The 22,496-nt window shown below is 66.7% G+C and carries 21 protein-coding genes; 12 read left to right on the top strand and 9 right to left on the bottom strand.

All coding sequences use genetic code 11. From position 1 onward, the window contains the following. Positions 1-360: 360 nt before the first annotated feature. Both phaP and DIE04_RS20980 read right to left on the bottom strand, forming a co-directional pair. Positions 361-942: a TIGR01841 family phasin gene (gene phaP, locus DIE04_RS20985; RefSeq protein WP_124486497.1), complete on the bottom strand. Its 582-nt coding sequence runs from the start codon at positions 940-942 to the stop codon at positions 361-363. A gap of 460 nt (positions 943-1,402) precedes the next feature. Beyond that, entirely contained in the window at positions 1,403-2,167 is a 765-nt protein-coding gene (locus tag DIE04_RS20980; RefSeq protein ID WP_044847448.1) for a ParA family protein, read from the bottom strand. Between the two features lie 264 nt (positions 2,168-2,431). On the opposite strand from DIE04_RS20980, the gene DIE04_RS20975 reads away from it, so the two are divergent. Continuing rightward, positions 2,432-2,632: a hypothetical protein gene (locus DIE04_RS20975; protein WP_235879267.1), complete on the top strand. Its 201-nt coding sequence runs from the start codon at positions 2,432-2,434 to the stop codon at positions 2,630-2,632. A gap of 458 nt (positions 2,633-3,090) precedes the next feature. Here the strand turns inward: DIE04_RS20975 and DIE04_RS20970 are convergent, their stop codons facing one another. Together DIE04_RS20970 and DIE04_RS20965 are read right to left on the bottom strand one after the other, a co-directional pair. Beyond that, positions 3,091-3,639: a single-stranded DNA-binding protein gene (locus DIE04_RS20970; RefSeq protein ID WP_124486498.1), complete on the bottom strand. Its 549-nt coding sequence runs from the start codon at positions 3,637-3,639 to the stop codon at positions 3,091-3,093. Positions 3,640-3,742: 103 nt separating this feature from the next. Beyond that, positions 3,743-4,930, bottom strand: coding sequence for an MFS transporter (locus DIE04_RS20965; protein ID WP_044847451.1), 1,188 nt, complete (start codon positions 4,928-4,930; stop codon positions 3,743-3,745). A gap of 278 nt (positions 4,931-5,208) precedes the next feature. Here DIE04_RS20965 and uvrA point away from each other — a divergent pair, with 278 nt between their 5' ends. Continuing rightward, a complete protein-coding gene (uvrA, locus tag DIE04_RS20955) occupies positions 5,209-8,094 on the top strand; it encodes an excinuclease ABC subunit UvrA (RefSeq protein ID WP_044847452.1) in 2,886 nt (961 codons plus the stop codon). A 255-nt stretch (positions 8,095-8,349) separates the two neighbouring features. Then, positions 8,350-9,432 (top strand): AI-2E family transporter, encoded by a 1,083-nt coding sequence (locus tag DIE04_RS20950; RefSeq protein ID WP_044847453.1) that lies wholly within the window; start codon positions 8,350-8,352, stop codon positions 9,430-9,432. Positions 9,433-9,570: 138 nt separating this feature from the next. Here DIE04_RS20950 and purU read toward each other — a convergent pair whose 3' ends face one another. The 5 genes from purU to DIE04_RS20925 form a co-directional block, all read right to left on the bottom strand. Then, positions 9,571-10,455, bottom strand: coding sequence for a formyltetrahydrofolate deformylase (gene purU / locus DIE04_RS20945; protein ID WP_124520756.1), 885 nt, complete (start codon positions 10,453-10,455; stop codon positions 9,571-9,573). A 101-nt stretch (positions 10,456-10,556) separates the two neighbouring features. Continuing rightward, positions 10,557-11,414, bottom strand: coding sequence for an NUDIX hydrolase family protein (locus tag DIE04_RS20940; RefSeq protein ID WP_124520754.1), 858 nt, complete (start codon positions 11,412-11,414; stop codon positions 10,557-10,559). Positions 11,415-11,419: 5 nt separating this feature from the next. Then, on the bottom strand, positions 11,420-12,034 hold the full coding sequence (locus DIE04_RS20935) for a LysE family translocator (RefSeq protein WP_044847456.1): 615 nt from the start codon (positions 12,032-12,034) through the stop codon (positions 11,420-11,422). 33 nt (positions 12,035-12,067) lie between these two features. Continuing rightward, entirely contained in the window at positions 12,068-12,634 is a 567-nt protein-coding gene (locus tag DIE04_RS20930) for an adenine phosphoribosyltransferase (RefSeq protein ID WP_124486502.1), read from the bottom strand. Positions 12,635-12,712: 78 nt separating this feature from the next. Beyond that, positions 12,713-14,719, bottom strand: coding sequence for a monovalent cation:proton antiporter family protein (locus DIE04_RS20925; protein ID WP_124520752.1), 2,007 nt, complete (start codon positions 14,717-14,719; stop codon positions 12,713-12,715). 125 nt (positions 14,720-14,844) lie between these two features. On the opposite strand from DIE04_RS20925, the gene kdsD reads away from it, so the two are divergent. The 9 genes from kdsD to hprK all read left to right on the top strand — a co-directional run bounded on the left by kdsD (position 14,845) and on the right by hprK (position 22,430). After that, positions 14,845-15,828 (top strand): arabinose 5-phosphate isomerase KdsD, encoded by a 984-nt coding sequence (kdsD, locus tag DIE04_RS20920; protein ID WP_124520750.1) that lies wholly within the window; start codon positions 14,845-14,847, stop codon positions 15,826-15,828. Continuing rightward, a complete protein-coding gene (locus DIE04_RS20915; RefSeq protein WP_044847459.1) occupies positions 15,828-16,364 on the top strand; it encodes an HAD family hydrolase in 537 nt (178 codons plus the stop codon). The genes kdsD and DIE04_RS20915 overlap by 1 nt, the downstream gene beginning before the upstream one ends. 3 nt (positions 16,365-16,367) lie before the next feature. Beyond that, complete coding sequence (gene lptC, locus DIE04_RS20910; protein WP_044847460.1) at positions 16,368-16,982, top strand: LPS export ABC transporter periplasmic protein LptC; 615 nt, start codon at positions 16,368-16,370, stop codon at positions 16,980-16,982. Positions 16,983-17,002: 20 nt separating this feature from the next. After that, entirely contained in the window at positions 17,003-17,668 is a 666-nt protein-coding gene (gene lptA, locus DIE04_RS20905) for a lipopolysaccharide transport periplasmic protein LptA (protein ID WP_044847461.1), read from the top strand. Beyond that, positions 17,665-18,441, top strand: coding sequence for an LPS export ABC transporter ATP-binding protein (gene lptB / locus DIE04_RS20900; RefSeq protein ID WP_124486505.1), 777 nt, complete (start codon positions 17,665-17,667; stop codon positions 18,439-18,441). Before lptA ends, lptB begins: the two co-directional genes overlap by 4 nt. A 157-nt stretch (positions 18,442-18,598) precedes the next feature. Beyond that, complete coding sequence (locus DIE04_RS20895; RefSeq protein ID WP_044847463.1) at positions 18,599-20,104, top strand: RNA polymerase factor sigma-54; 1,506 nt, start codon at positions 18,599-18,601, stop codon at positions 20,102-20,104. A 159-nt stretch (positions 20,105-20,263) separates the two neighbouring features. Next, positions 20,264-20,623 carry a ribosome hibernation-promoting factor, HPF/YfiA family gene (gene hpf, locus DIE04_RS20890; RefSeq protein WP_006477786.1) on the top strand — a complete coding sequence of 120 codons (360 nt, stop codon included), beginning with the start codon at positions 20,264-20,266 and terminating at the stop codon, positions 20,621-20,623. Between the two features lie 169 nt (positions 20,624-20,792). Next, positions 20,793-21,332, top strand: a complete 540-nt coding sequence (locus tag DIE04_RS20885; RefSeq protein ID WP_044847464.1) for a PTS sugar transporter subunit IIA — start codon at positions 20,793-20,795, stop codon at positions 21,330-21,332. A 129-nt stretch (positions 21,333-21,461) separates the two neighbouring features. Next, entirely contained in the window at positions 21,462-22,430 is a 969-nt protein-coding gene (gene hprK, locus DIE04_RS20880) for an HPr(Ser) kinase/phosphatase (protein ID WP_006483133.1), read from the top strand. Positions 22,431-22,496 lie beyond the last annotated feature (66 nt).

Raw genomic sequence — 22,496 nt, 5'->3', positions numbered from 1 at the left:
GCCGCGATCTTCGCGAGCGAGCCGCCGAATTTGCCGACCGCGGTCCGCGCGGCCGATACGATCACTACGTCCGTCATGTTTTGTTCCTGCATCGAAATCAGTGGGTCGATCCGTGTTGCATGCTGTATCGCGTGCCGGGGCCGGGCGGCACGGCGGCCGACGTCGGCGCTTGAGCGCCATACGACCCGCGATGCGGCTCAGGGCTCGCGCTTTCATGCGCGCCGCCCATTCGCCCGCTCCAGCCGGGCCCGGACACGTTGCGGCGAGCCGGACGCCGCCGGCCACCACGCGGCACACGCGGCGGCCGGCGCCCGCCGGCGCCGTTCGATCAATGGTGTCGCGCCTGCGCGCGACACGCGCTCATGCAGCCGATTCGCGCGAAGCGGCTTCCTTGCGTGCGGCAGCCGCCGTCTGCTTGGCACCGCGCGTCGCCGTTTCGCTGACCGCGTCGAAACCGCTTTGTGCGGCTTCGATTGCCTGCCCCGTCGCTGCGCGCACGGAGTCTGCCGCGGCAGTCGCCGCGGACAGCGCCGAATTCAGCGCGGCGACCACCGCGCCCGAACCGGCCGGCGCATGCTTCGTCAGCTCGCCGACCACCTCCTTCACGCGCTTGTCGGTCTGCTCGTATTGCGCCTGCGCGACCTTCGCCCACTCGGCCTGCGTCGACACCGCGATGTCGAACAGATGGCGACCGTACGCGACGGCCTTGCCGGCAGCTTCCTGCGGTGCGGCGACTTGCTGCGCGAAGCCCGCAGCCGGGTTGCTCGCGTTGAACGCGTTCTTCAGCTTGTCCTCGTATTCGTCGAGCGCCGTCTTGGCCGCTTGCAGGTTGAGTTCGACGACGGCCTCGAAACCATTGATTGCCGGACGCGCAATCGCGAACCAGGCGGCAATTCCGGACTGATAATCGGCGGCGAATTTTTCGGGGGCAAATACGGACATCGGGCACGCTCCTGTTAGCAATGCGAGAGACGAACGAAAAAAATGGAAGCCAGATCGAGGTCCGCTTCCTTATTCACAACCCGCAGGCACGATTGACTGCGGGGAGTTGAAGATTGCCATTCTAGATGGATTAATTGTCAATTAAATGGCATTAATGGTAGGTAAAAACCCTTATCGATCGGGTTGATCTCCTCGCATCTGCGCCCGCACACAATGGGGCCACGTCGCAACGCCTTGTCCCGAAATGATTTTTACTTTTTTACGGCATGGCGCACCGCGACGTCCGTAACATTTACCCCGTCATTATTCCGGTTATTTGAAAAACAGGTGCGCATTGGAAAATAGGGCAGATTCCCCTGTAATCGTTTTTCCAGATTTATTTTGAAATCGTTACCGGGATTATTAATGACGAATTCAATGATCGTATATAAACCGCCGAGCCGGGCCAGCGCCGACACTCTCACCCGACCAGTTCGCGATGCAGCGCGCGAAACTCCTGCGCGAGCTTGTGTGCCGGCTCGAGATGGATCACCGGCGTCGACTGCTGATGCGATTCGCGGATCTTCACCGATGCCGAGAGCCGCGACGCCAGCACCGGCAGCCCTTCCTCGACGAGTTCGTCGACCAGCCGCTGCGGCAGGCTCGCGCGCGGCTGGAACTGGTTGATGACGATCCCTTCGACCTCGAGCGCCGCGTTGTGGTCCTGCTGGATTTCCTTCACGTTCTCGAGCAGCGTGTACAGCGCGCGGCGCGAGAAGTCGTCGCAATCGAACGGAATCAGGCAGCGCTCGACCGCGATCAGCGCCGAGCGCGTGTAGAAGTTCAGTGCGGGCGGCGTGTCGATGTAGACGGCATCGTAGGTGTCGAGCTCGTTGAGCGCGTCGCGCAGCTTGTAGATCTTGTAGCGCGACTCGAGCTTGCCGTGCAGCGTGTCGAGGTCCGGATGCGCGGGCATCACGTCGAGCCCGTCGAACGGCGTCGGATGGATGAACGATGCGACGTCGACCGGCCGGAAGTTGAAGGTCAGCGCGGTCTCGAAGAATTCGGCGACGCCGGGATGCGCGTCGGTGGCCCGGTCGCCGAGCAGGTAGTGCGTGGAATTCGCCTGCGCGTCGAGGTCGATGACGAGCGTGCGCAGCCCTTCGCTCGCGCTGATCGCCGCCAGGTTGCAGACGATCGTCGACTTGCCCACCCCGCCCTTCTGGTTGAATACGACCCGCCGCATTGTGTCTCCTTCGATCGAAACGTCGAAAAATCGAGCTTAGCCGGTCAATCGTGGCGGCCGCGTGACATCGATCAGATACACGAACCGCCCGGGAGATTTGCTGAGCGGCGCGACGAACGACTGGAAATCACGACGGAAGACGCGCGCACGAGGAACGGGCACAAGGGCTAATGTTGCGACGCAACATCCGAACTGTTAAACTAGGGAAAACCCGTAGTTCAAGCTTGCGAAGGAGCAGTCGTGTACCCCGTATTTTCGTTCCTGATGGATCTGCTGCCGGGCCGCAGCGCGGCTTCGTTTTCGCCGTCGGCAAAAGTAAACCGTGTCACGTTCACGGGTGCCGTGGACCGCAGCGATGGCGTGATCCTGTCGATCAACGGTAGCGACGCGCTGGTCCGCTGGCCGAAGGGTGGAAAATCCGTCGAGCGCGTCAGCAATCTGGTCGCGATCGTCACGGAAGCGTAAGCGGTTCTGTTCTGCGGCGGCCACGGCGCCGCTCTTGTCATGGTCCGCACCGTCCGAAGCAGGCGACTCGGGCGTGAATGCCACGGCCCCCATGTCGGGAATGCGCCGTTGCAGGCTTCAGGAAACCTGCTCACCGGCGCGGTTGCGTCGGTTGAAGTTTGCGGTCGGCATGCTCGCCACGTAAGCACAACAGACGTCAGGGCCATCGCGCCCGCGACGACGAACGTCCGCTGACGGGGGAGTCCATTCTCAAGTCTCGCCCATCCGACGCGGCCGGCGCCAGCGGCTTCTCCCCGCCTTGCACGACGCCACCACGACGCTCCTCACGCCCGATCGGGCACGTTCCGCCCAAAGCCCAAAAAACGCGTAAACGAAAAAAGGACCCGAAGATCCAGGCTGAACCAGTGATTCAGCGTGGAGATTCGGGCCCCTCTTTACATCGGGAACCGGCGTTCCGCTTAGAACGGAATATCGTCGTCCATCTCGTCGAAGCCGCCGCCTGCCGGCGCGCTCGGACGGCTCTGGCCGCCGCCTGCACCGCCGCGCGGCGCGCCGCCGGCACGACCGCCGCCGCCGCGTTCCATCTGTTCGCCGCCGCGGCCGCCGCCACCACCACCGTAGCCGCCGCCGTAACCGCCTTCGTCACCGCCGCCACCGCCGCCGCCCGAACCGCCGCGGCCGCCGAGCATCTGCATCTGGTCGGCGACGATTTCGGTCGAGTAGCGATCCTGGCCGTCCTGGCCCTGCCACTTGCGCGTGCGGATGCGGCCTTCGATATAGACCGACGAACCCTTCTTCAGGTACTCGCTGACGATTTCGGCGAGACGGCCGAAGAACGCGACGCGGTGCCACTCGGTCATTTCCTTGAAATCGCCGCTTGCCTTGTCCTTGTAGCGATCGGTCGTCGCGAGACGGATGTTCGCAACCGCGTCGCCGCTCGGCAGGTAACGGACTTCAGGATCGGCGCCGAGATTGCCGACGAGGATGACCTTGTTGACGGATGCCATGTGTTTCTCCAGTAAATTCGATGCCGGGCCGCCCGCGAATGTCGTCGGAGCGGCCCGCCGGGCAAGCCGGCGAGCGCCGCCGGTGCCTGCCCGAAAAGAAGGTTCAGGCCTTGCGCGGCGGCGCTTTCATGCTGGCCGCGATTATAAGCCACGCCGCCACGAGCCCCGAGCACGCGTAGAAGACGGTGTTCGCGCCGCCGTGCTTCAGCAGCCAGCCGCCCACGATGCCGCCGAGCGCGAGCCCGATCGATTGCGTGGTGTTGTAGACGCCCGTGGCCGCGCCCTTGCGCGAACCGGGCGCGAGCTTCGACACGAGCGACGGCTGCGACGCTTCCAGGATGTTGAAACCCAGGAAGTACACGAACAGGATCGCCGCCACAATCAGGATGGTATGCGGAGCGCTGCCGAGCAACAATTGGCCGATCAGGATAGCCAGAATGCCGCCGAGCAGCACCGGCTTCATCTTGCCCCGTTTTTCCGCGACGATGATCGCCGGGACCATCATCACGAACGCGAGCCCCATCACCGGCAGGTAGACCTTCCAGTGCGCGGCGACCGGCAGCCCGCCGTCGACCAAGAGGCGCGGCACGACGAGGAACAGCGCCGTCTGCGTCGCGTGCAGCACGAGCACGCCGAAGTTCAGGCGCAGCAGCTCGCCGTTGTGCAGCACCTCGCCGAACGGCGCCGGCACGTGCACGGGCTTCGCCGCGTCGGGCACGATCCACACGACGACCCCGATCGCGAGGATCGACAGCACGCCGACGATCGCGAACAGCCCGCTCATCCCGACCCAGTGGAACACGATCGGCGCGCCGACGATCGCGACCGCGAACGACACGCCGATCGAGCCGCCGACCATCGCCATCGCCTTCGTGCGGTTCTGCTCGGAGGTCAGGTCGGCGATGAACGCGAGCACCGCGGACGACACGGCGCCCATCCCCTGGATCACGCGGCCGACGATGATCCACGTGATGTCGTGCGCGAACGCGGCGACGAAGCTGCCGAGCGCGAAGATCAGCAGGCCGGTGGCGATCACGGGCTTGCGGCCGAACTTGTCCGACGCCCACCCGTAGAAGATGTACAGCAGCGACTGCGTGACGCCGTACGCCCCGAGCGCGATGCCGACGAGCAGCACGTTGTCGCCGCCCGGGATGGTTTTCGCGTAGACCGAGAACACCGGCATGATCATGAACAGGCCGAGCATGCGCAGCGCGAAGATCGCCGCGAGCGACGTGGTCGCGCGCAGTTCGGGCGCACTCATGCGGGAAGACGTGGCGGACGGATTGGACATCGGGAATGAATTTCGAATGATCGGAATGTCCGCCCGGCGGCGGGCGGCGGAAGATCAGGGCCACCGGCCCGGCAGGCCTGGCAGGCGCGCTTTCCGGGGCCGCTTTCCGGGACGTCGGGCAGGCAGCCTGCGGGCCGCCTCGCGCCGTGCGGCGCGGCCGCCTTCCCGGCGTGGACACCGCCTTGCTGCCAGCTGCTGCAAAGGCTGGGGGCCCCCAACGACGGCCTCGAAAAGCCGTTATAGTAGCAGGTTTGGTTCCCTCCATTTTCGCCAGGTTCATGGAACAGATCCGTATCCGTGGGGCACGCACCCACAACCTGAAAAACGTCAATCTCGACCTGCCGCGCCACAAGCTGATCGTGATTACCGGGTTGTCCGGGTCGGGCAAGTCGTCGCTCGCGTTCGACACCCTTTATGCCGAAGGCCAGCGCCGCTACGTCGAGAGCCTGTCCGCGTACGCCCGCCAGTTCCTGCAGCTGATGGAGAAACCCGACGTCGACCTGATCGAGGGCCTGTCGCCCGCGATCTCGATCGAGCAGAAGGCGACGTCCCACAACCCGCGTTCGACCGTCGGCACGGTCACCGAAATCCACGACTACCTGCGACTTTTGTTCGCACGGGTCGGCACGCCGTACTGCCCCGACCACGACATCCCGCTCGAGGCGCAGAGCGTGTCGCAGATGGTCGACGCGGCGCTCGCGCTGCCCGAGGAAACCAAGCTGATGATCCTCGCGCCGGTCGTCGCGAACCGCAAGGGCGAGCACGCCGAGCTGTTCGAGGACATGCAGGCGCAGGGCTTCGTGCGCTTTCGCGTGCGCTCGGGCGGCGGCACCGCGAACGAAGGCGTCGCGAAGATCTACGAGGTCGAGTCGCTGCCGAAGCTCAAGAAGAACGACAAGCACACGATCGACGTCGTCGTCGATCGTCTCAAGGTGCGGCCGGACATGAAGCAGCGCCTCGCGGAATCGTTCGAGACCGCGCTGCGCCTCGCCGACGGCCGCGCGATCGCGCTGGAGATGGATACCGACCACGAACACCTGTTCAGCTCGAAGTTCGCGTGCCCGATCTGCTCGTACTCGCTGCAGGAGCTCGAGCCGCGCCTGTTCTCGTTCAACAACCCGATGGGCGCGTGCCCGGAATGCGACGGCCTCGGCCAGATCACGTTCTTCGACCCGAAGCGGGTCGTCGCGCACCCGTCGCTGTCGCTCGCCGCGGGCGCCGTGAAGGGCTGGGATCGCCGCAACCAGTTCTACTTCCAGATGCTGCAGAGCCTCGCGGCGTTCTACGAATTCGACATCGACGCCGCGTTCGAGGACCTGCCGGAAAAGATCCGCAAGGTGCTGCTGTTCGGCTCGGGCAAGCAGACGATCCCGTTCTCGTACATCAACGAGCGTGGCCGCACGACGATCCGCGAGCACGTGTTCGAAGGGATCATCCCGAACCTCGAGCGCCGCTACCGCGAGACCGATTCGGTCGCGGTGCGCGAAGAGCTCGCGAAATACCAGAACAACCAGCCGTGCCCGTCGTGCGACGGCACGCGGCTGCGCCGCGAGGCGCGCCACGTGCGGGTCGGCACCGGCGACTACGCGCGCGGCATCTATGAAATCAGCGGCTGGCCGCTGCGCGACGCGCTCGGCTATTTCGACGGCCTGTCGCTCGACGGCGCGAAGCGCGAGATCGCCGACAAGGTGATCAAGGAAATCGTCGCGCGCCTGACCTTCCTGAACAACGTCGGCCTCGACTACCTGTCGCTCGAGCGCAGCGCTGAAACGCTGTCCGGCGGCGAGGCGCAGCGGATCCGGCTCGCATCGCAGATCGGCTCGGGCCTGACCGGCGTGATGTACGTGCTCGACGAGCCGTCGATCGGCCTGCACCAGCGCGACAACGACCGCCTGATCGCGACGCTCAAGCACCTGCGCGACCTCGGCAACTCGGTGATCGTCGTCGAGCACGACGAGGACATGATCCGCACGGCCGACTACGTCGTCGACATGGGCCCGGGCGCCGGCGAGCACGGCGGCGTGATCGTGGCTGAAGGCACGCCGAAGCAGGTGCAGTCGAACCCGCAGTCGCTGACGGGCCAGTATCTGGTCGGCAAGCGCACGATCGAATACCCGGACGAGCGGCTCGCGCCCGATCCCGAGCGGATGCTGCGCATCGTCGACGCGCACGGCAACAACCTGAAGCACGTCGATCTCGAACTGCCGGTTGGCCTGCTGACCTGCATCACCGGCGTGTCGGGCTCCGGCAAGTCGACGCTGATCAACGACACGCTGTATCACGCGGTCGCGCGCCACCTGTACGGCTCGTCGGCCGAGCCGGCGCCGCACGAGGCGATCGAGGGCCTCGAGCACTTCGACAAGGTGATCAACGTCGACCAGTCGCCGATCGGCCGCACGCCGCGCTCGAACCCGGCCACCTACACGGGCCTGTTCACGCCGATCCGCGAGTTGTTCTCGGGCGTGCCGACCGCGAAGGAGCGCGGCTACGATCCGGGCCGCTTCTCGTTCAACGTGAAGGGCGGCCGCTGCGAGTCGTGCCAGGGCGACGGCGTGCTGAAGGTCGAGATGCACTTCCTGCCGGACGTCTACGTGCCGTGCGACGTGTGCCACGGCAAGCGCTACAACCGCGAAACGCTCGAAGTGCAGTACAAGGGCAAGAACATCAGCGAAGTGCTCGACATGACGGTGGAGCACGCGTACGAGTTCTTCAGCGCGGTGCCGGTGATCGCCCGCAAGCTGAAGACGCTGCTCGACGTCGGCCTCGGCTACATCCGCCTCGGCCAGTCGGCCACGACGCTGTCGGGCGGCGAGGCGCAGCGCGTGAAGCTGTCGCTGGAACTGTCGAAGCGCGACACGGGCCGCACGCTGTACATCCTCGACGAGCCGACCACCGGCCTGCACTTCCACGACATCGCGCTGCTGCTCGAGGTGATCCACCGGCTGCGCGACCAGGGCAATACGGTCGTGATCATCGAGCACAACCTCGATGTGATCAAGACGGCCGACTGGGTGATCGACCTCGGCCCCGAAGGCGGGGCCGGCGGCGGCCAGATCATCGCGCAGGGCACGCCCGAGCAGGTCGCGAAGACCAAGGCGAGCTTCACCGGCAAGTACCTCGCGCCGCTGCTCAAGCGCCCGGCCCGCAAGGCGGCGGCCGGCTGACACTTTCCGTTCCCGCGCGCGGCTGCCCGGCCGCGCGCGCCCGGCAGCGGGGCGGCGCCGGCCTCCTCGTTTTCCCTTCTGCGGTTTTCCCCTCTGCGTTTACACCACGAGCCAAACAGCCCCGTGGCAGACCATAATGGAAGCTATACTTTACGGTCGTAAGGTTCGCCATCCGCACCAATCCGGTGCGGCGCCGGGCGATCGCCGCCGTGTCGCCCACCGCGCGGCACGGCACACGAACGACAGGAATCCATGATGGAGAAGCAACAAGAGTCGCGCGACGCGCAGAACCGCGAGCCGCACCTGCGCAGCGTGCGGCTGACGAGCGACTTCAGCCTGCCGAAGCTGTCGGCGATCGAGATCGGCAGCTACCTGTTCGCCCTCGTCGCGATGGTGCTCGTCATCGAACTCAAGCTGCTGGGCGGGCTGCTGGCCGGCATGCTGGTCTATCAGCTGATCCATACGATCGCCCCGGTGATCGAACGCCACACCACGAGCATGCGCGCGCGCTGGGTCGCCGTCGTGCTGCTGTCGATCGCGATCGTCGGCGGGCTCACGGGCCTGACGATCGGCATCATCGACCACTTCGAGCACACGGTGCCGAACCTGCAGAGTCTCCTTGGCCAGCTGATGCAGATCGTCGAGCAGACGCGCGCCCGCACGCCGGCCTGGATCGCGAACCTGCTGCCGGTCGACGTCGAACAGATGAAGACCAAGGCGGCGCTGCTGATGCACTCGCACATGGACCAGCTCCAGCAAGGCGGCAAGAGCGTCGCGCGCGGCTTCGGCCACGTGGTGTTCGGGATGATCATCGGCGCGATGATCGCGATCGGCGTCGAGCACGGCAAGGTGCGTCGGCCGCTGTCGACCGCGCTCGTCACGCGCGTGTCGCGCTTCGCCGAATCGTTCCGCCGGATCGTGTTCGCGCAGATCAAGATCTCGGCGATCAACGCGACCTTTACCGGCATCTACCTGCTCGTCGCGCTGCCGATCTTCCACCAGCGGCTGCCGCTGTCGAAAACACTGGTGCTCGTCACGTTCATCGTCGGCCTGCTGCCGGTGATCGGCAACCTGATCTCGAACACGCTGATCGTCGCGGTGTCGCTGTCGGTCAGCATGGGCACCGCGATCGCGTCGCTCGCGTTCCTCGTCGTGATCCACAAGCTCGAGTACTTCCTGAACGCGAAGATCATCGGCGGCCAGATCGAGTCGCGCGCGTGGGAGCTGCTGCTCGCGATGCTGATCATGGAAGCCGCGTTCGGGCTGCCGGGCGTGATCGCCGCGCCGATCTTCTATGCGTACATGAAGCGCGAGCTGTACATGCTGCGGCTGATCTGACGCGCCGTACCCGACGCAACCCGATCCCCGCGCATCACGCGATAAAAAAACGCCGCTCCCCGTCAAGGGCGCGGCGTTCTTGTTTGCGGCAACCGACGGCCTGCGCAGGCCGGCCGGCGCGCATCACCGATCAGCCGATCAGCGGAACACGACGGTCTTCGTCCCGTTCAGCACGATCCGGTGCTCGACGTGCCACTTCACCGCACGCGCGAGCGTCACGCACTCGACGTCGCGGCCGATCGCGGTGAGCTGGTCGGGCGTCATGCTGTGGTCGACGCGCTCGACTTCCTGCTCGATGATCGGGCCTTCGTCGAGGTCGGTCGTCACGTAGTGCGCGGTCGCGCCGATCAGCTTCACGCCGCGGTCGAACGCCTGGTAGTACGGCTTCGCGCCCTTGAAGCTCGGCAGGAACGAATGGTGGATGTTGATCGCGCGGCCGGCGAGCTGCTGGCACATGTTCGGCGACAGGATCTGCATGTAGCGCGCGAGCACGACGAGATCGGCCTGGTGTTCGTCGATCACTTCCAGCACCCGCGCTTCCTGCGCGGCCTTCGCCGCATCGGACGAACCGCCGACGAGCGGGAAATGATGGAACGGGATGTTGTAGCTCGCGGCGAGCTGGTAGAACTCCTTGTGGTTCGACACGATCGCCGGAATCTCGATCGGCAGCTGGCCGGTGCGGTAGCGGAACAGCAGGTCGTTCAGGCAGTGGCCGATCTTCGACACCATGATCACGACGCGCGGCTTCACGGCCGCGTCGTGCATTTCCCAGCGCATCCCGAACTGCTCGGCGAGCGGCGCGAATTCCTTGCGAAGCGTGTCGAGCGCCGACGCGGCATCCGCGCCCTCGCCGTCCTGCACGAAGTGCACGCGCATGAAGAACTCGCCGGTGCGGCTGTCGCCGAACTGCGCCGAATCGAGGATGTTGTTGGCACGCTCGAACAGGAAGCCCGAGACCGCGTGGACGATGCCATGCCGGTCGGGGCACGACAGTTTCAAGATAAAGCTGTGATCGGTCGACATGACCGCTACTCCCTTCGTTTCGGTATTCGTCAAATAGGCCGTTCGTCCGGCCTTACCCTGGGGCCCAAGCCCGGGCAGGCAGGTGGCGCGTCAGTGGCGCGTCAGGCGGCCGGCGCGAACAGCGCGTCGATGCCCGCCGCGTCGGCCGCCGCGAGCCAGCGGTGGCGCAGCAGCGTGTCGAGCATCGCGAGGCTCGCATCCATCGTCGCGCGGCCTTCGCGCAGCCAGCCGATCACCTCGGGCACGCCGGCCAGCAGGTGCTCGGCCACTTCGCCGTCCTGGTTGTGCGGCGCGAAGTCGCGCGGCAGCGGCAGGTCGTACACGAAGATCAGTTCGGACTGCGTGCCTTCCGGCAGCGAACACAGTACCTGCACCGCGCGGCCCGCGATCGCACGCGCCGCCAGTTCGGCCGGCATGCCGGCCTCTTCCCAGCATTCCTTCGTGAGCGTCTCGTGAACGCCCAGGCCCCAGCCGATGCCGCCCGCGACGACGTTGTCGAGCATGCCGGGGTCGGTGGCCTTGGTCGCGCTGCGGCGGCCGAGCCACATCTGCGGCGCGGCCGCCGAACCCGGCGCAGCCTCATATTCTACGATGCCGTTCAGGTGCACCGCATAAGTCTGCGTGCCGAAGAAGCGCGACGCGGCGCGCTCGATGTACGCGAGCGGCGGATCGTCGAAGCGGTTGCGGATCGCATAGATCTCGTCGCGCCAGCCGGGAATCGCGCCTTCGGCCGCCAGCGCGCCGATCGCGCTCGCGAGCGCCATGCTGCGCGCGTCGACCGTGTCATAGCGCGCCGACAGCACGACGCGCGCGTCCGTCAGCTCGAACACGTCGGGCCAGCGCGCGAGCTTCGCGACGTCCTGGCGGCGCACCCAGCCCACGGCCACGCCGGCGATCTCGAAACGCAGGTGCGCGGCCGGATCGAAGCGGCGCGCGGCCGCAATGCACGGAAACGTCATCGGGCTCAGTCCTTCAGCGCGACGCGGATGCCGATCGCGATGAAGGTCGCGCCGGCGATCCGGTCCAGCCACACACCGGCCTTCGGGCGGCGCTTCAGCCATGTGCCGATCGCCCCCGCGCCGACGCCGAACAGCGAGAAGATCGCGGCCGTCTGCAGCATGAACAGCGCGCCGAGCTCGAACATCTGCAGCGTCACGCCCTGCACGCCGTGCGGATCGACGAACTGCGGCAGGAACACGACGAAGAACAACGTGACCTTCGGGTTCATCAGGTTGCCGATCACGCTCTGCCGGAAGATCGCGCCAAGCGGCTGCGGCGGGCGCTCGTGCGCGTTCGCGAGGCCCTGGCTGCGCAGCGCCTTGATGCCGATCCACACGAGGTACGCGGCGCCTGCGAGCTTCAGCGTCTGGAACGCGACCGGCGACGAGCGCAGCACCGCCGCGACGCCGAGCGCCGCGAGCGTCGTATGGAACAGGATTCCGGCCGTGAAGCCGAGCGCGGCGACGAAGCCGGCCGCGCGGCCCTGCGAGATGCCGCGCGCGAGCACCTGCAGGTTGTCGGGACCCGGCGCGAACGTGATCGCGATCGACGTGGCGAGAAACAGCATGAAGTTGGGCATCGTGACCTCGCGGCGTGGGCCGGCTCCGGTGGTTCAGTGGCCGGCGAATTCGGTGACGGTATAGACGGGCAGCCCCGCGTTGCGCAGCAGCGTCGAGCCGCCGAGATCGGGCAGGTCGATGATCGCCGCGCCTTCGACGACGACCGCACCGAGCCGCTGCAGCAGGTTGCGCCCCGCCATCATCGTGCCGCCGGTCGCGATCAGGTCGTCCATGATGATCACGCGGTCGCCGGGGCGGCACGCGTCTTCGTGGATCTCGACGGTCGCGCTGCCGTATTCGAGGTCGTACGATTCCGAGCGCGTCTTGTACGGCAGCTTGCCGAGCTTGCGGATCGGCACGAAGCCGACGCTCAGCTCGTACGCGACGATCGGCGCGATGATGAAGCCGCGCGCGTCGAGCCCCGCGACGTAGTCGAGCTTCGCATCGACATAGCGTTCGACGAACAGGTCGACGAGGATGCGCAGCGCCTTCGGGCTCTGCAGCAGCGTCGTGATGTCGCGGAACTGCACGCCCGGCTGCGGCCAGTCGGGCACGGTGCGGATCTGGCTGTGGATGAAGGCGACCGGATCGAGCGGTGCGCCCGGCGACGAATGCGGCATGAAACTCTCCGAAAAAAACGGTGCGCGAAGATCGGGCACCGTTTCGAATAAATACGGGTCAGGTTATCGAAGCGCGACTCAGGCGAGCGCGGCCGGCGGCTCGCGCCGATGCCGCGACAGCCGTTCCTCCGCGAGCGCGAGCGCTTCGGGCAGCCCGCGCAGCACGACGATGTCGCTCGCGCGCAGCTTGGTCTGCGGGTCGGGTTCGACGCCGCGGATGCCGTGCCGGCGGATCGCCGTGACTTCCAGCCCGAGCGCATACAGCCCGAGCTCCTCCAGCGAGCGCCCGACCGCATCCGCGCGCGCGTCGACCGGCACCGATTGTAGCCGCACCTGCTCGTGATCGTCGTCGTCCGTGTCGTCGGCGCCGCGGAAATAGCCGCGCAGCAGGCTGTAGCGCTCGTCGCGCATCTCCTCGACGCGCCGCACGACCTTGCGCATCGGCACGCCGACCAGCACCAGCGTGTGCGACGCGAGCATCAGGCTGCCCTCGACGATCTCCGGAATCACCTCGGTCGCGCCGGCCGCGAGCAGCTTCTCGAGATCGGCATCGTCGACCGTGCGCACGATCGCCGGCAGCGTCGGCTCGAGCTCGTGCACGTGGTGCAGCACGCGCAGCGCCGACGGCGTGTTCGCATACGTGATCGCGACGGCCGCCGCGCGATGGATACCGGCCGCGAGCAGCGACTCGCGGCGCGCCGCGTCGCCGAACACGACCGATTCGCCGGCCGTCGCGGCCGCGCTCACGCGATCGGGGTCGAGGTCGAGCGCGACATACGAAATGCCTTCCTGCTCGAGCATGCGCGCCAGGTTCTGCCCCGCGCGGCCGTAGCCGCAGATGATCACGTGGCCGCGCTGCTTGAGGCTTTGCGTCGCGATCCGCGTCATCTGCAGCGACTGCTGCATCCATTCCGTCGACGACAGCCGCATCACGATCCGGTCGGCGTTCTGGATCAGGAACGGCGCGGCGAGCATCGACAGCAGCATCGACGCGAGGATCGCCTGCAGCAGCGTCGAATCGACGAGATGCCGGTCGAGGATCAGGTTCAGCAGCACGAAGCCGAATTCGCCGGCCTGCGCGAGGCCGATGCCGGTGCGCATCGCGACGCCCGGCGTCGCGCCGAACAGCCGCGCGAGCCCCGCGATCATCGTCGCCTTGAACAGGATCTGTCCGACGAAGAAGCCGAGCACCAGCAACGGATGCTCCCAGATCACGCGCGGATCGAGCAGCATCCCGGTCGTCACGAAGAACAGGCCGAGCAGCACGTCGCGGAACGGCTTGATGTCCTCTTCCACCTGATGCCGGAACGGCGTCTCGGAGATCAGCATCCCCGCGATGAACGCGCCGAGCGCGAGCGACAGGCCGAAGCGGTCGGTGATGAACGCGGCGCCGAGCGTGACGAGCAGCAGGTTCAGCACGAACAGTTCCTGCGAGCGGCGCCGCGCGACGACGTTGAGCCAGCGCGTCATGAAACGCTGGCCGACGATCAGCAGCAGCGCGAGCGCGATCACGATCTTGACGGCCGCGAACCCGAGCGTGAGCGCGAGATCCTTCGACGACTCGGCGCCGAACGCGGCGATCACGATCAGCAGCGGCACCACCGCGAGATCCTGGAACAGCAGCACGCCGAAGATGTTGCGGCCGTGCGCGGTCTCGATCTCGAGCCGCTCGGCGAGCATCTTCGACACGATCGCCGTCGACGACATCGCGAGCGCGCCGCCGAGCGCGACGCTGCCCTGCCACGTGATGTGCACCCAGCGCTCGAACAGCGCGCCGAGCACAACCGCGAGCGCGAGGGTCGCGACCACCTGCAGCAGCCCGAGCCCGAACACGAGCCGCTGCATCGCCCGCAGCTTCGCGAGCGAGAATTCGAGGCCGATCGAGAACATCAGGAACACTACGCCGAATTCCGCGAGATGCTCGGCCCGTTCGAGGTCCGCGGCAATGCCGAACGCGTGCGGGCCGACCAGGATGCCGACGGTCAGGTAGCCGAGCATCGGCGGCAGGTTCAGCGAGCGAAATACGACGACGCCCACTACCGAGGCCAGCAGCAGCAGCAGGGTCATTTCGAGCGGGGAAATCACGGGCGAAGCGTCCTCGTTCGTCGGGGCCACGGCAAGGCGGGCGCAGGTGGTGGCGGTAGGCAAGCGGCATCGGACGAGTCCGAAGGCGCGGCGCGGCGAACAAACGCCTTTGCTATACTCCGCGCATGATAGCGAAAATCAATGATGATCGGGCGCTCGCGCTCGCCCGCGACGTGCTTGACATCGAGGCGGACGCCGTGCGCGCGCTGCGCGACCAGCTCGACGGCGACTTCGTTCAGGCCGTCGCGCTGCTGCTCGGCTGCCGCGGCCGCGTCGTGGTATCCGGCATCGGCAAATCGGGGCATATCGCCCGCAAGATCGCGGCCACGCTCGCCAGCACCGGCACGCCGGCCTTCTTCGTCCACCCGGCCGAGGCCAGCCACGGCGACCTCGGCATGGTCACGTCGGACGACGTCTTCATCGGCATCTCCTATTCCGGCGAATCGGAAGAACTCGTCGCGATCTTGCCGCTCGTGAAGCGGATCGGCGCGAAGCTGATCGCGATCACGGGCCGCGCGGAATCGAGCCTCGGCACGCTCGCCGACGTGAACCTGAACGCCGCGGTGTCGAAGGAAGCCTGCCCGCTGAACCTCGCCCCCACCGCGAGCACGACCGCCGCGCTCGCGCTCGGCGACGCGCTCGCCGTCGCGGTGCTCGACGCGCGCGGCTTCGGTTCCGAGGATTTCGCGCGCTCGCATCCGGGCGGCGCGCTCGGCCGGCGCCTGCTCACCCACGTGCGCGACGTGATGCGCTCGGGCGACGACGTGCCGCGCGTCGGGCTCGACGCGACGCTGTCGGACGCCCTGTTCCGGATCACCGCGAAGCGGCTGGGCATGACCGCCGTGGTCGAGCCCGACGGCCGCGTGGCCGGCATCTTCACCGACGGCGACCTGCGCCGTGTGCTCGCGCGCGACGGCGATTTCCGCACGCTGCCGATCGTCGACGTGATGACGCGCGAGCCGCGCACGATCGGCCCCGACCATCTCGCGGTCGAGGCCGTGGAACTGATGGAGCGCCACCGGATCAACCAGATGCTGGTGGTCGATGCCGACGGCGCGCTGATCGGCGCGCTGAACATGCACGACCTGTTTTCGAAGAAGGTGATCTGATGAGCGCAGCGCTGACTGCGGCCGAACGCGCGAGCCGCGTGAAGCTGATGATTTTCGACGTCGACGGCGTGCTGACCGACGGCGGGCTGCTATTTACCGCGGCCGGCGACGCGATGAAGTCATTCAATTCGCTCGATGGCCACGGCGTGAAGCTGCTCGGCGAAGCCGGCATCGCAACCGCGATCATCACCGGCCGCCGCTCGGAAATCGTCGCGGCACGCGCGAAGGAAATGAAGATCGCGCACCTGTTCCAGGGCGTCGAGAACAAGCTCGCCGTGTTCGCCGACCTGATCGCATCGCTCGGCATCACCGCCGACGCCTGCGGCTACATGGGCGACGACTGGCCCGACCTGCCGGTGATGCTGCGCTGCGGCTTCGCGACGGCACCGGCCAACGCGCACCCCGAGGTGATCGCGCGTGCGCACTGGGTGGCCGAGGCCCGCGGGGGCCACGGCGCGGTGCGCGAGGTCTGCGACGCGATCCTGCGCGCGCAGCGCCGCTACGACGCGCTGCTTGCGGCTGCCTGTGGAGCCTGACGGATGAACACGCATTTCCGCTGGACCCAGCTGCTGCCGCTCGTCGCGGTCGCCGCGCTCGCGGGCATCACGTGGTGGCTGCTGCAGGCGACGCTGCCGCCGCCCGGCGAGGGCGCCGTGCGGCCGAAGCGCCACACGCCCGATTATTTCGCGGACAACTTTTCCGTCACCGAGCTCGACCAGTCCGGCTCGACGCAATACCGGCTGACGGCCGCGAAGCTGATCCATTACGAAGACACCGACAACAGCGACCTGACCGATCCGGCCATGCGCGCGTTCCAGCCCGGCAAGCCGGTCGTGACGACCACCGCGAAGCGCGGCACCGTCAACGGCGACGTGTCGATCGTCGACTTGTACGACGATGCGCGCATCCTGCGCGTGGCCGGCGGCGGCGATCCGCAGATGCAGGCCGATTCCCAGCATTTCCGGATCTTCGTCAATGACGATGTGATCCAGACCGAAAAGCCGGTTAAACTTCAGCGCGGCCTGTCGCTCGTCAACGCGACCGACGGCATGAAGTACAACAACGTCACCCGGGTCATCGAGCTTTACGGCAACGTGCGCGGCACGATCGCCGCGGCGGACACGTCCGGCGGCTCGAAAGGTCAATCCAGGTGACGCATCCCTCACGTGACTGCATGAACGAACCGTTCCCTCGACAGAATTCCGGCGGCGCTGCGCGCGCCGTCCGCGCCGCGCTCGCCGCGACGCTCGTGGCGCTCCCGCTCGTCGGGCTGGCGCCGCTCGCCCATGCCGAGAAGGCCGACCAGAACAAGCCGATCAACGTCGAGGCGGACAACCTGACCTATGACGACCTGAAGCAGGTGACGGTCGCGACCGGCAACGTCGTGATCACGAAGGGCACGATCATCATCAAGGGCGACCGCGTCGAAGTGCGCCAGGATCCGGAAGGCTATCAGTACGCGACGTCGTTCGGCAGCGGCAAGAAGCACGCGACGTTCCGCCAGAAGCGCGAAGGCCTCGACGAATACATCGACGGCGACGCCGAGCGCATCGACTACGACGGCAAGCAGGACCTGACGACGCTGACGACCGCCGCGACCGTGCGCCGCCTGCAGGGCACGTCGACGATCGCCGACACCGTGCACGGCAGCGTGATCACGTACGACGGCCAGCGCGACTTCTACACCGCGAAGGGCGGCAAGGACGTCGCGGCGCCGGGCAACCCGAACGGCCGCGTGCGCGCGATGCTGTCGCCGAAGAACGGCGGCCCCGGGCAGCTGAACGGCGCGCCGGCGAAGCTGTCGCCGTCGACCACGATCCAGGGAGCGCCGGCCCAATGAACGCGCTTCCGAACCGCCAGCCGGCCGGCACGACGAGCTCGCTCGTCGTGCGCAACCTGAAGAAACGCTACGGCTCGCGCACCGTCGTCAAGGACGTGTCGCTCGACGTGAAGAGCGGCGAGGTCGTCGGCCTGCTCGGCCCGAACGGCGCCGGCAAGACGACGTCGTTCTACATGATCGTCGGCCTCGTGCCGACGGATGCGGGCGAAATCTCGCTGAACGGCAGCTCGATCGGCCTGCTGCCGATCCACAAGCGCGCGTCGCTCGGCCTGTCGTACCTGCCGCAGGAAGCGTCGGTGTTCCGCAAGCTGACCGTCGAGGAAAACATCCGCGCGGTGCTCGAGCTGCAGCACGGCGAAGACGGCAAGCGGCTGTCGAAGGACGCGATCGCGTCGCGCACCGAGGCGCTGCTCGACGAACTGCAGATCGGCCACCTGCGCGAGAACCCGGCGCTGTCGCTGTCGGGCGGCGAACGCCGTCGCGTCGAGATCGCGCGCGCGCTCGCGACCAATCCGAACTTCATCCTGCTCGACGAGCCGTTCGCCGGCGTCGACCCGATCGCGGTGCTCGAGATCCAGAAGATCGTCAAGTTCCTGAAGCAGCGCAACATCGGCGTGTTGATTACCGATCACAACGTCCGCGAAACGCTCGGCATCTGCGACCACGCTTACATCATCAGCGACGGTTCGGTGCTCGCCGCCGGCGCGCCGAGCGAAATCATCGAAAACGAAAGCGTGCGCCGCGTGTACCTCGGCGAACACTTCCGCATGTAAATCCCCCGTGGCTGGCCGCCCCCGCCCGGCATCGCCGCGCGGGGCGCGCCCGCGTGTCCTGCGGCCCCGCCGCGGCCGGGCGCCGCGCCGCGCGTAATCGCGGATGGCTCAAGGCGCCTGGGTCGTGGCAAACTGCCGGTATGACTCCCTCTCTGCCATGAAAGCCAGCCTTCAACTCCGCCTGTCGCAACACCTGGCGCTGACACCGCAACTGCAGCAGTCGATCCGGCTCCTGCAGCTGTCGACGCTCGAACTGCAGCAGGAAGTCGCGATGGCCGTCGCGCAGAATCCGCTGCTCGAGAACGACGACGAATGGATCGCGAGCCCGCTGCGCGTCGCGGCGGACGGATCGCTGATCGCGCAGACGCCGCCCGGACAGAACACCGAACCGGGCATCACGAACGGCAGCAGCCAGTCGAGCGAACGCGCCGAGCGCGACGAGCCGGCCGGCGCCGACGAATACGACGGATACGCATCGGGCGACGCCGGCGACGGCCCGCAGTGGAATCTCGACGAGTTCGGCCGCTCGAGCGGCGCCTCGGACGATGACGATCTCCCGCCGCTGCAGGTGCAGGAAGCCGCGACGTCGCTGCGCGACCACCTGTCCGCGCAATTGCGCGTCACGCAGGCCGGGCCGCGCGACCGCGCGCTCGTGATGTTCCTGATCGAATCGCTCGACGACGACGGCTACCTGACCGCCACGCTCGACGAAGTGCTCGCCGACCTGCCGCCCGAACTGGAAATCGACTGCGACGAACTGAATGCGGCGCTCGCGCTGCTGCACAGTTTCGATCCTGCCGGGGTCGGGGCCCGCTCGGCGTCCGAATGCCTGAAGCTGCAGTTGCTGCGCCTCGATCCGTCCCCCACCCGCACGCTCGCGCTGGAGATCGTGTCGCAGCACCTCGAACTGCTCGCCGCGCGCGACTTCACGCGGCTGCGCAAGCAGCTGAAGGCGAGCGACGACGCGCTACGCGACGCGCACGCGCTGATCCGCTCGCTGGAGCCGTTCCCCGGCGCTGCCTACGGCAAGGCCGAGGCCGACTACGTCGTGCCCGACATCATCGTGAAGAAGGCCGGCCAGGGCTGGCTCGCGGAACTCAATCCGGAAGTGATGCCGCGCCTGCGGATCAACAACCTGTACGCGAACATCCTGCGCAACAGCCGCGGCGACCCGTCGGCCGGATCGTTGAAACAACAGCTCCAGGAAGCACGCTGGCTGATCAAGAACATCCAGCAGCGATTCGACACGATCCTGCGTGTCGCGCAGGCTATTGTCGAACGTCAGAAGAACTTCTTTGCGCATGGCGAAATTGCCATGCGCCCCTTGGTTTTGCGGGAAATAGCTGATACGCTGGGCCTACACGAGTCGACTGTCAGCCGTGTGACAACCGGGAAGTACATGCTGACCCCGTTCGGGACGCTGGAATTCAAGTACTTCTTCGGATCACACGTTTCGACCGACACCGGAGGCGCCGCATCGTCGACCGCCATCCGAGCCCTGATCAAGCAACTGATAGGAGCTGAAGACCCCAAATCGCCACTTTCGGACAGCCGCATTGCCGAGCTGCTGGCAGAACAGGGATTCGTGGTTGCGCGCCGCACGGTTGCCAAGTACCGCGAAGCCCTCAAGATCCCGGCAGTGAATCTGCGCAAGTCTCTTTAAGCCTGCTGCCTGCCCGGCGGCAGGCGTGTTCCGGCCACCGCGCACTCGGGGAACAGGCCGGGCGACTTGTCCGCGAATTTGCCGCGCCATGCGGCAGGGGCAAGTCGACCGGAGCGCCGCCTCGATGCGGCCGGGTGGTCACTCGCTTGGAGAAGCACTATGAACCTGAAGATCAGTGGACATCATCTCGAAGTCACGCCTGCAATTCGCGAATACGTGATCACCAAGCTGGACCGGGTGCTACGGCATAGCGATCAGGTGATCGATGGCACTGTGATCCTCTCGGTCGACAATCACAAGGAAAAGGACAAGCAGCAGCGCGCGGAAATCAACCTGCATCTGAAGGGCAAGGACATCTTCGTCGAAAGCGCAAACGGCAACCTGTACGCTGCGATCGATCTGCTGATCGACAAGCTGGATCGCCAGGTCGTCAAGCACATGGAGCGTCTGCAGACCCATGCGCACGACCCGATCAAGCTGCAGCCGTCGATCGACCAGATCGAACTGCCGCCGCAATAACGTTCACCGCAACACACACGCCGCCCGGTTCGCCGGGCGTTTTTTTTGCGTCCACGCGGCAGTGGTGCGACCGGTCCGTCCATGCCGCGCCACGCACGCGGCTGTGCTCTATAATGTTCCGGTTATCGCCGGGGGGCGTTGGGTGCGGTAGCTGTCGTGCAGGTTTCCGATGCCGAACGCCTTGATATCGCCGAACATGGAAAATCAGTCTGCCGCCGCAAGGAGACCCCAGGCCGCCCAATCGCCTGCCAACATGAATCGCCTAGCCAAAATCCTGCCCATAGAGAACGTCGTCATCGACCTCTCCGTCACCAGCAAGAAACGCGTCTTCGAACAAGCCGGGCTGATGTTCGAGAATCAGAACGGCATCGCCCGCAGCACCGTCACGGACAACCTGTTCGCGCGCGAGCGCCTCGGCTCGACCGGGCTCGGCGAAGGCGTCGCGATTCCGCACGGGCGCATCAAGGGGCTCAAGCATCCGCTCGCCGCCTTCGTGCGGCTCGCCGACGCGATCCCGTTCGAAGCGCCCGACGGCCAGCCGGTCGGTCTCCTGATTTTCCTGCTCGTCCCCGAGCAAGCCACCCAGCAGCACCTCGAGATCCTGTCGGAAATCGCGCAACTGCTGTCCGATCGCGACGCGCGAGAGCGTCTGCACAACGAAACGGATCTCGCCGAGTTGCATCGCCTGCTCACTCAGTGGCAACCTTGAGTTGATCCGGGCGGATTATTTTCCCGAACGAGGCGGCACACGCCGCCGACCAGGGCCGCCCGGCGCCGGTCCGGCATGGCGACGCCCGTCGCCGCGCGCATGCACCGGCTCATTGGAGTGACGAGAGTCATGGATACGTCCAGCATCAACGCCCAGAGCATCTTCGACGACAACGCGGCCACGCTGAAACTGAGCTGGCTGACGGGGCATGAAGGCTGGGAGCGCGGTTTTTCGGCCGACACCGTCGGCAACGCGACGTCGAGCGCCGACCTCGTCGGCCACCTGAACCTGATCCACCCGAACCGGATCCAGGTGCTCGGCGAAGCCGAAATCGACTACTACCAGCGGCAGACCGACGAAGACCGTTCGCGCCACATGGCCGAGCTGATCGCGCTCGAACCGCCGTTCCTCGTCGTCGCCGGCGGCGCCGCCGCGCCGCCCGAGCTCGTGCTGCGCTGCACGCGCTCGTCCACGCCGCTGTTCACGACGCCGATGTCGGCGGCCGCCGTGATCGACAGCCTGCGGCTCTACATGTCGCGCATCCTCGCGCCGCGCGCGACACTGCACGGCGTGTTCCTCGACATCCTCGGGATGGGCGTGCTGCTCACCGGCGACTCCGGGCTCGGCAAGAGCGAACTCGGCCTCGAACTCATCAGCCGCGGCCACGGCCTCGTCGCCGACGACGCGGTCGACTTCGTCCGACTTGGCCCCGATTTCGTCGAAGGCCGCTGCCCGCCGCTGCTGCAGAACCTGCTCGAAGTGCGCGGCCTCGGCCTGCTCGACATCAAGACGATCTTCGGCGAAACCGCGGTGCGCCGGAAAATGAAGCTGAAGCTGATCGTCCAGCTCGTGCGCCGCCCGGACGGCGAATTCCAGCGGCTGCCGCTGGAAAGCCAGACGGTCGACGTGCTCGGTCTGCCGATCAGCAAGGTCACGATCCAGGTCGCGGCCGGCCGCAACCTCGCGGTGCTGGTCGAGGCGGCCGTGCGGAACACGATCCTGCAGTTGCGCGGCATCGACACGTTGCGCGATTTCATGGATCGGCAACGACTCGCGATGCAGGATCCCGACAGCCAGTTCCCCGGCAAGCTCGTGTAACCGCCCGGCGCCGGCCTCGCAGCGCCGACGCGTCGAGCCGGTGCTATGATGAAACGTCAGGATTCT

It is taken from the genome of Burkholderia sp. Bp8994 (genome assembly GCF_003853805.1).
Taxonomy (GTDB): domain Bacteria; phylum Pseudomonadota; class Gammaproteobacteria; order Burkholderiales; family Burkholderiaceae; genus Burkholderia.
Note: the sequence above shows the minus strand (reverse complement) of the source record. Positions and strands in the feature narration are given on the sequence as shown.

What these genes read in the sequence shown, in the direction of transcription:
- phaP (WP_124486497.1), bottom strand. Translation starts at nt 942, where the DNA reads ATGTCCGTATTTGCCCCCGAAAAATTCGCCGCCGATTATCAGTCCGGA.
- DIE04_RS20980 (WP_044847448.1), bottom strand. Translation starts at nt 2,167, where the DNA reads ATGCGGCGGGTCGTATTCAACCAGAAGGGCGGGGTGGGCAAGTCGACG.
- DIE04_RS20975 (WP_235879267.1), top strand. Translation starts at nt 2,432, where the DNA reads ATGGATCTGCTGCCGGGCCGCAGCGCGGCTTCGTTTTCGCCGTCGGCA.
- DIE04_RS20970 (WP_124486498.1), bottom strand. Translation starts at nt 3,639, where the DNA reads ATGGCATCCGTCAACAAGGTCATCCTCGTCGGCAATCTCGGCGCCGAT.
- DIE04_RS20965 (WP_044847451.1), bottom strand. Translation starts at nt 4,930, where the DNA reads ATGTCCAATCCGTCCGCCACGTCTTCCCGCATGAGTGCGCCCGAACTG.
- uvrA (WP_044847452.1), top strand. Translation starts at nt 5,209, where the DNA reads ATGGAACAGATCCGTATCCGTGGGGCACGCACCCACAACCTGAAAAAC.
- DIE04_RS20950 (WP_044847453.1), top strand. Translation starts at nt 8,350, where the DNA reads ATGGAGAAGCAACAAGAGTCGCGCGACGCGCAGAACCGCGAGCCGCAC.
- purU (WP_124520756.1), bottom strand. Translation starts at nt 10,455, where the DNA reads ATGTCGACCGATCACAGCTTTATCTTGAAACTGTCGTGCCCCGACCGG.
- DIE04_RS20940 (WP_124520754.1), bottom strand. Translation starts at nt 11,414, where the DNA reads ATGACGTTTCCGTGCATTGCGGCCGCGCGCCGCTTCGATCCGGCCGCG.
- DIE04_RS20935 (WP_044847456.1), bottom strand. Translation starts at nt 12,034, where the DNA reads ATGCCCAACTTCATGCTGTTTCTCGCCACGTCGATCGCGATCACGTTC.
- DIE04_RS20930 (WP_124486502.1), bottom strand. Translation starts at nt 12,634, where the DNA reads ATGCCGCATTCGTCGCCGGGCGCACCGCTCGATCCGGTCGCCTTCATC.
- kdsD (WP_124520750.1), top strand. Translation starts at nt 14,845, where the DNA reads ATGATAGCGAAAATCAATGATGATCGGGCGCTCGCGCTCGCCCGCGAC.
- DIE04_RS20915 (WP_044847459.1), top strand. Translation starts at nt 15,828, where the DNA reads ATGAGCGCAGCGCTGACTGCGGCCGAACGCGCGAGCCGCGTGAAGCTG.
- lptC (WP_044847460.1), top strand. Translation starts at nt 16,368, where the DNA reads ATGAACACGCATTTCCGCTGGACCCAGCTGCTGCCGCTCGTCGCGGTC.
- lptA (WP_044847461.1), top strand. Translation starts at nt 17,003, where the DNA reads ATGAACGAACCGTTCCCTCGACAGAATTCCGGCGGCGCTGCGCGCGCC.
- lptB (WP_124486505.1), top strand. Translation starts at nt 17,665, where the DNA reads ATGAACGCGCTTCCGAACCGCCAGCCGGCCGGCACGACGAGCTCGCTC.
- DIE04_RS20895 (WP_044847463.1), top strand. Translation starts at nt 18,599, where the DNA reads ATGAAAGCCAGCCTTCAACTCCGCCTGTCGCAACACCTGGCGCTGACA.
- hpf (WP_006477786.1), top strand. Translation starts at nt 20,264, where the DNA reads ATGAACCTGAAGATCAGTGGACATCATCTCGAAGTCACGCCTGCAATT.
- DIE04_RS20885 (WP_044847464.1), top strand. Translation starts at nt 20,793, where the DNA reads ATGCCGAACGCCTTGATATCGCCGAACATGGAAAATCAGTCTGCCGCC.
- hprK (WP_006483133.1), top strand. Translation starts at nt 21,462, where the DNA reads ATGGATACGTCCAGCATCAACGCCCAGAGCATCTTCGACGACAACGCG.